Here is a 6,421-nt window from a genome sequence, read left to right as displayed (position 1 = left end):
GAACGAGCCTGACGGAGCGAGCGGAGCGGTGGGCGACGTAGGAGTCTCCCGTGAAGTGAGTGAGTCGGGTGAGTGACCCGGAAGACGGGGAGCGAGCCTGACCGCGGTGAGCGGAGCGGAAGGCGGCACCGGCCATATGGAGGGACCCCTCCGGATGGTACGGCGTTCCGCGAAGCGGGTGTGGAATGGTGAGTGACCGAGAAGGCAGGAGCCGCTGTGATTGACGAAACTCTCTTCGAAGCCGAAGAAAAGATGGAGAAGGCCGTGGCCGTGGCGAAGGACGACTTCGCCGGCATCCGCACGGGCCGGGTCACCCCGTCGATGTTCAACAAGATCAGCGCTGAGTACTACGGCGCCCTCACGCCCATTCAGCAGCTGGCCTCGTTCCACGTCCCCGAGGCCCGTATGGTCGTGATCCAGCCCTTCGACAAGGGCTCGATGGCGGCGATCGAGAAGGCGATCCGCAACTCCGACCTCGGCGTCAACCCGGGCAACGACGGTCAGGTCATCCGGGTGGCCTTCCCCGAGCTCTCCGAGGAGCGCCGCAAGGAGTACATCAAGGTCGCCCGCACCAAGGCGGAGCAGTCCCGGGTGTCCGTCCGCAACATCCGCCGTCACGCCAAGGAGACCCTCGACAAGATGGTCAAGGACGGCGACGCGGGCGAGGACGAGGTGCGTCGCGCCGAGAAGGAGCTCGACGACCTCACCCAGAGGCACGTCGCCAAGATCGACGAGCTGCTCAAGCACAAGGAAGCCGAGCTGCTCGAAGTCTGAGCCTGTGATCCTTGTCCCGCCCGGCCTTCCGCGCGGGACAAGGATTTTTCGCATGAGAGTAGGGCCTCGTGGAACCTGCGACGGGCGGTAGCCGTACCGGCCGGAATCTCCCCGTCGCGATCGCGGTGGGTGCCGGTCTGGGAGCGGTCATCATCGCCTCCCTCTATTTCGTCGAGTGGCTCTTTCTCGCCGTGGTGATCGCGGCGGTGGGCATCGGCGTGACGGAGCTCGTCAAGTCGTTCGCTGCCAGGGACATCAACGTCCCGGTGGTCCCGGTTCTGGCCGGGATGGCCATCATGGTCTGCGGCGCCTACTGGGGCGGCAGGGACGGGCCCGCGTGGCTCGTCGGCGCCTTCGCGATGACCGTGCTCGTGCTGATGATCTGGCGGATGTTCCAGGGCACGGAGGGCTACGTCCGCGACATCTCCGCGACCCTGCTGGTGACCGTCTACCCGTCGTTGCTGGCCGGGTTCGTCGGGCTTCTGCTCGCCGATGACCAGGGGCCGGACCGGGTGGTCGTCTTCGTCGCGACCACGGCCGCCAGCGACATCGGCGGCTACTTCGCGGGCATCCTGTTCGGCAGGCACAAGATGTCGCCGCGGATCAGCCCGAAGAAGACCTGGGAGGGGCTGGCAGGCTCCGCACTGGCCTGCATGGCCGTCGGCGGCTGGCTGGTCGCGTGGCTGCTCGGCGACGCCGTGTGGAAGGGCGTGCTGATCGGCGCGGTCGCGGTCGCCTTCGCCACGCTGGGAGACCTCGTCGAGTCGGTGATCAAGCGGGACCTCGGCGTCAAGGACATGGGCAGCGTCCTGCCCGGTCACGGTGGCCTGATGGACCGCCTCGACTCGCTGCTGGCCGCGTTGATCCCGATCTGGGCGCTGCTGACGCTGCTGGTGTGAGCCTCAGGTCCCGGTGATCCGGGCCGAGGAGAGGCGGGGCAGGAGCGCCCGGTGGCCCTCCTCGCCGACCAGGTCGAGCTCCTCGGCGGTGATCGGGACCAGCCACAGCCACTCGACGTCGTCCCCGCCGAAGGCGAAACCCGACAGGTCGGGCAGGCCGGGCAGGCCGCTCAGCATGATGACGCCCCCGTAGGGGGAGCCGAGCGGAAACGTCTCGGGGCGGTGGTACCACCTGGCGGTGTGGCCGTGTCCCAGCCAGGTGACCGAGTGCCAGGGATACTGGGCAAGCCACAGGAAGAGCCTGGCGGCCTCACGCGGGTCGCCGGGGGTGGCGACGGCGAGTTCGATCCTGGTGCGGGCCTGGGGCCGTTCGACGTACTGCTCGACGGTCGGCATCGGCTGGCAGCTCATTCCGACCGTGGACAGGACGGTGTACTCGCGTTGACCCTCGGGGGGCCGTTCCGTGATGCCGACCGTCGGCAGCCGGTCGCCTCCGGCGTCCCAGAACCTGCCCGCCGTGCCCACCGTCCTGTCCAGGTGGCCCATCACGAACTGCTGGAACGTCGCCCAGGCTCCCTCACCCGTCCGCCAGTCCCAGTAGGCGCGGGCCCTGGCCAGTCTGGGGGCCAGCCCCTCCAGGGCCTCCTCAAGCGACCAGGCGAACGGGAACTCTCCGACGGCGTCGAAGGAGTAGCCCGGCATGCCGCGGCTCATGTCGGCCCAGCCAGGAATGACCGCCAGCAACTCGTCGTTCTCGTACAGGGCGACGCCGTCGCCCTCCTCGAACCACAGCGCCCGCAACCTGCCCAGCGGTGCCCTGCCGTCGGGGTGCCCGGTGTTCGCCCTGGGCGCCACCGGGGGAAGCCCGGATTCGGGACGGGACGGGTCGAAGGCCTCGGGGGCGCGGCCGTGGTTGGCCAGCCACACCGCTCCGTGAACCGTGCCGTGAGGCCCGCGCAGGTAAGCTACCGAGGAGGTCTCGTCGCGTTCGACCACCAGGGTGCGGCTCCCGTAGGGATTGACGTCGGTGAACACGACCTCGACGTCGTCTCCCCGCTCGCCCGTGGAGCGGATTGTCGCCATACCTCCGGACTCTAGATCAGGGGCGAGCACCGCTTCCGAAGTATTCGCGTAACCGTCGAGAGAAGGCTTTGCACCGTGTCCACTGCCAGCCAGAGCCAGAGCCGGACTCCCGCCCCCGGCCAGCTCACCTTCGTGGCGCCCCGCAGGGCGAAGCCCGCCCGTCACCTGGCCGATCTGACCATGGCCGAGCGCAAGGCCGCGGTCACGGAGCTCGGTGAGAAGGCGTTCCGCGCGGACCAGCTCTCCCGGCACTACTTCGAGAAGCTCAACGGCGACCCGGCCCTCATGACGGACCTGCCCGCCGCGGCCAGGGAGAAGCTCGCCACCGCGCTGTTCCCGAAGCTGCTGACGTCGGTCAGGGAGCTGACGACCGACAGGGGCACGACCCGTAAGACGCTGTGGCGGCTGTTCGACGGCGCGCTGGTCGAGTCCGTCCTGATGCGCTACCCGGACCGGACGACCATCTGTGTCTCCTCTCAGGCGGGCTGCGGGATGAACTGCCCGTTCTGCGCGACGGGCCAGGCGGGCCTGACCCGCAACATGTCCACCGCCGAGATCGTCGAGCAGGTGGTCGCGGGAGCCAGGGCTCTCGCCTCCGGCGAGGTCCCGGGAGGGCCGGGCCGGATCAGCAACGTCGTCTTCATGGGCATGGGCGAGCCGCTGGCCAACTACAAGGCCGTGATCGGGGCCGTGCGCAGGCTGGTCGAGCCCGCCCCCTCGGGGCTGGGCATCTCGGCGCGCGGGGTCACGGTCTCGACCGTCGGCCTGGTCCCGGCGATCGGCAAGCTCGCCGAGGAGGGGCTGCCGGTGACGCTGGCGCTGTCGCTGCACGCCCCGGACGACGAACTGCGCGACACCCTGGTGCCGATCAACACCCGCTGGAAGGTGGCCGAGGTCCTCGACGCCGCCTGGAAGTACGCGGCCAGGACCAAGCGCCGGGTCTCGATCGAGTACGCCCTGATCAAGGACATCAACGACCAGGAGTGGCGGGCCGACCTGCTCGGCAAGCTGGTCAGGAACAAGCTCGTGCACGTCAACCTGATCCCGCTCAACCCCACCCCGGGCTCGAAGTGGACCGCCTCCCGCCCGGAGGACGAGCAGGCCTTCGTCCGCCGCCTGGAGTTCCACGGCGTCCCGGTGACGGTCCGCGACACCAGGGGCCGCGAGATCGACGGTGCCTGCGGCCAGCTCGCCGCCGCCGAATAGCCCCGAACAGCCCGGGCAACCCCCAGGCCCTACGGCCGGCCCCCCGGCCGCCGCCCGCCGTACCGACCCGTCCCCGCACCCGGCGCCCCCCGCCGCACCCGGTCCTCGCCGTCACGCCTTGACACGGGCCAGGGCGGCGTCCGTCAGGGGCGGGAGCGGCGCAGTCTGAGGTAGGCCAGCACGCCCGCCGCGGACCACAGGAGCGTCGCGGTGGCTATCGGGAGCAGGACCTCGTCGAGCCTGCCCGAGTTGGTCGCCCGCATCCACGGCATGATCGGCACCAGGAAGGACCCGATCGGGGTGAGGCTGAGCAGCAGCATGGCCGTGTAGCCGCCGAACAGGGCCACCAGGGAGGTGGCGGGGGAGGGCAGGATCGGGGCGCTGGCGAGCGCGCCGAGCGCGGTGCCGACGCACACCCCAAGCAGGTGGAGCCCGACGCCGCGCGCCAGGTCGCCCGGCGCGGGCAGGACGCCGAAGCGGATGATCAGGGGGGCCACGATCGCGACCGCCGCCAGGCCGAGGTTGACGGCGAAGGCGGCGACCAGGCCAGAGGTGACCTCCCGGCCGGGGTTTCCCGCCGCCGTCATCGAGATCAGCCGCTGGGTCGGCGGTTCGGTGTCGAGCAGGCTCCTGGCGGCCCAGGCGAAGACGACGATGAGCAGCGCGGCCGAGTCGCTGTAGCCCTCAAGGGCGGGTCCCGGCGACGAGTAGAAGATCGCCAGCATCGCGAACAGGGCGATCACCGGCTGGAGCAGGCGGTGCGACCGGGTGTAGGCGGCCAGCTTGAAACGGACGAGGGGGATCATCTGGCCTTCCTGGGCGTTGTGGCCGCCTTCGGATGGGGGAGGGCGCCGTAGGGAGTGATCTGCCTGACGCCGGGAAGGCGTGACGCGGAGGGGGTCACAGGGCCCGCCTGGTCGTGTAGCCGTCGGCGTGGAGCTTCTGCTCGACCTCGTCGGCCTCCGCGGCGTCGACGAGCACCTCGATCACGACCTGCTTGGGGCGCTCTCCCGCCTGGGTGGTCACCGTACCGCCCGCGACCAGCCAGTGGTCGGCGCCGGGGAAGTTCTCCAGCTGGTTCTGGTGGTCGCTCACCACGACCGTCCCGCCGTTGGCGGCGATCTCGCCGATCATGGCGGGCAGTTCGCCCCGGGTGTGCGCGTCGAGCCCGGCGAAGGGCTCGTCCAGGATGAGCAGGTCCGGCGGGTCCAGCAGCGACTGGATGAGCCCGATCTTCTGGGCGCTGCCCTTCGACAGGTCGCCGAGCGGCTGTTCGAGCAGGTGGGTCGCCTCAAGCCGGTCGGCGAGGCGTCCTATGGCGTCGGGGGAGACCCCCCGGATCTCGGCCATGTGGGTCAGGTAGGCGGTGACGGTGAACGGCTGGCCGATGGGGAAGACGTCGGGGGCGTAGCCGACGACGCGGGGCCGTTGGGCGACGGTGCCCTTGGAGGGCGGGACGATCCCGGCCAGCAGGCGCAGCAGGGTGGACTTGCCGGCCCCGTTCTTGCCGGTGACCTCGATGACGGAGCCGGGCCGTAGCGTGAGGTCGATGTCCTGCAGCACCCACGGACCGCGTCGCGAGTATCTGAAGAACACCTTGGAGAGCCGCATGCCTGGTACCACTTTCGTGATCACCCGTTTCCGTCGCTGAGGCGCGCGTGTGGTCGCGGGGGAAACGCTAGCAATTAGGAAATAAAGTTAACAGAAAGCGTGCCGCCCCAGGAGGCCGGTGGGTCCCCCAAGGAATGTCCCAGGAGGGTAGTGGGCTTCCCGAGAAACGCTCCAAGGGGTCAGCGGGTGCCCCAGGAGTAGGTCTGTTTGTGGAGTTTGAGGAAGACGAACGTCTCCGTGCCGCGGACCGCGGGAATGGCGCGGATCTTGCCCAGGATCTCCAGCAGGTGCTGGTCGCTCTCGCAGACCGCCTCGACCATGATGTCCATCGCGCCCGCGGTCAGCACGACGTAGTCGAGTTCGGCGATGAGGGACAACTCCTGGGCCACCGCCTCCAGGTCGCCCTCGCACTTGATGCCGATCAGGGCCTGGCGGGAGAAGCCGAGGGTCAGCGGGTCGGTGACCGCGACGATCTGCATGACACCGCCGTCGATCAGGCGCTGGACCCGCTGGCGCACCGCGGCCTCGGACAGGCCGACCGCCTTGCCGATCGCCGCGTACGGCTTGCGCCCGTCCGCCTGTAACTGCTCGATGATCTTCTTTGAGATCTCGTCGAGGACGACGGTGCCGGGTCTGGCGTCGTTCTCGCGGCGTGCCTTGGACGGGGTCGTCATGCGCGCTCCCTGAGACGTCCTGATGCGTGTGTGTCGCCGGTGTTCTCGCGGCTCTGGTGCGACATCGTGTCAGTTATTGCGTCTCTGTCAAGCGATTTCGTAGCAATTTGATATCTTAACAACGAAATCCCTTGTCGAGGGTCTTCTCCTCTGTAAGAGTCTCGACGACTCAGC

General features: G+C 69.2%; 7 protein-coding genes. 3 read left to right on the top strand and 4 right to left on the bottom strand.

The features are described 5' to 3' along the window. Positions 1-216: 216 nt before the first annotated feature. On the top strand, positions 217-774 hold the full coding sequence (frr, locus tag ABZ470_RS03530; protein ID WP_352009513.1) for a ribosome recycling factor: 558 nt from the start codon (positions 217-219) through the stop codon (positions 772-774). Between the two features lie 68 nt (positions 775-842). Then, complete coding sequence (locus ABZ470_RS03525; protein WP_352009512.1) at positions 843-1,673, top strand: phosphatidate cytidylyltransferase; 831 nt, start codon at positions 843-845, stop codon at positions 1,671-1,673. A gap of 3 nt (positions 1,674-1,676) precedes the next feature. On the opposite strand, the gene ABZ470_RS03520 is transcribed toward ABZ470_RS03525, so the two are convergent. Beyond that, complete coding sequence (locus tag ABZ470_RS03520; protein WP_352009511.1) at positions 1,677-2,756, bottom strand: suppressor of fused domain protein; 1,080 nt, start codon at positions 2,754-2,756, stop codon at positions 1,677-1,679. 75 nt (positions 2,757-2,831) lie between these two features. On the opposite strand from ABZ470_RS03520, the gene rlmN reads away from it, so the two are divergent. Next, entirely contained in the window at positions 2,832-3,962 is a 1,131-nt protein-coding gene (rlmN, locus tag ABZ470_RS03515; protein WP_362909723.1) for a 23S rRNA (adenine(2503)-C(2))-methyltransferase RlmN, read from the top strand. A 143-nt stretch (positions 3,963-4,105) separates the two neighbouring features. Here rlmN and ABZ470_RS03510 read toward each other — a convergent pair whose 3' ends face one another. From ABZ470_RS03510 to ABZ470_RS03500, 3 genes are all read right to left on the bottom strand, one after another. Further along, positions 4,106-4,768, bottom strand: a complete 663-nt coding sequence (locus tag ABZ470_RS03510) for a hypothetical protein (protein WP_352009509.1) — start codon at positions 4,766-4,768, stop codon at positions 4,106-4,108. A 94-nt stretch (positions 4,769-4,862) separates the two neighbouring features. Further along, positions 4,863-5,573, bottom strand: a complete 711-nt coding sequence (locus ABZ470_RS03505; protein WP_362909720.1) for an ATP-binding cassette domain-containing protein — start codon at positions 5,571-5,573, stop codon at positions 4,863-4,865. Between the two features lie 179 nt (positions 5,574-5,752). Continuing rightward, positions 5,753-6,247, bottom strand: a complete 495-nt coding sequence (locus ABZ470_RS03500) for an Lrp/AsnC family transcriptional regulator (RefSeq protein WP_352009507.1) — start codon at positions 6,245-6,247, stop codon at positions 5,753-5,755. Between the last annotated feature and the right edge of the window lie 174 nt (positions 6,248-6,421).

The sequence above is a fragment of the Streptosporangium sp. NPDC020072 genome, assembly GCF_040631445.1.
In the GTDB taxonomy this organism is placed as follows: domain Bacteria; phylum Actinomycetota; class Actinomycetes; order Streptosporangiales; family Streptosporangiaceae; genus Streptosporangium.
The sequence above is the reverse complement of the archived record's forward strand: the minus strand, read 5'-3'. Positions and strand labels throughout refer to the sequence as shown.

Coding starts and splice junctions, on each gene's coding strand:
- ABZ470_RS03500 (WP_352009507.1), bottom strand. CDS start 6,247: ATGACGACCCCGTCCAAGGCACGCCGCGAGAACGACGCCAGACCCGGC.
- ABZ470_RS03520 (WP_352009511.1), bottom strand. CDS start 2,756: ATGGCGACAATCCGCTCCACGGGCGAGCGGGGAGACGACGTCGAGGTC.
- ABZ470_RS03510 (WP_352009509.1), bottom strand. CDS start 4,768: ATGATCCCCCTCGTCCGTTTCAAGCTGGCCGCCTACACCCGGTCGCAC.
- ABZ470_RS03505 (WP_362909720.1), bottom strand. CDS start 5,573: ATGCGGCTCTCCAAGGTGTTCTTCAGATACTCGCGACGCGGTCCGTGG.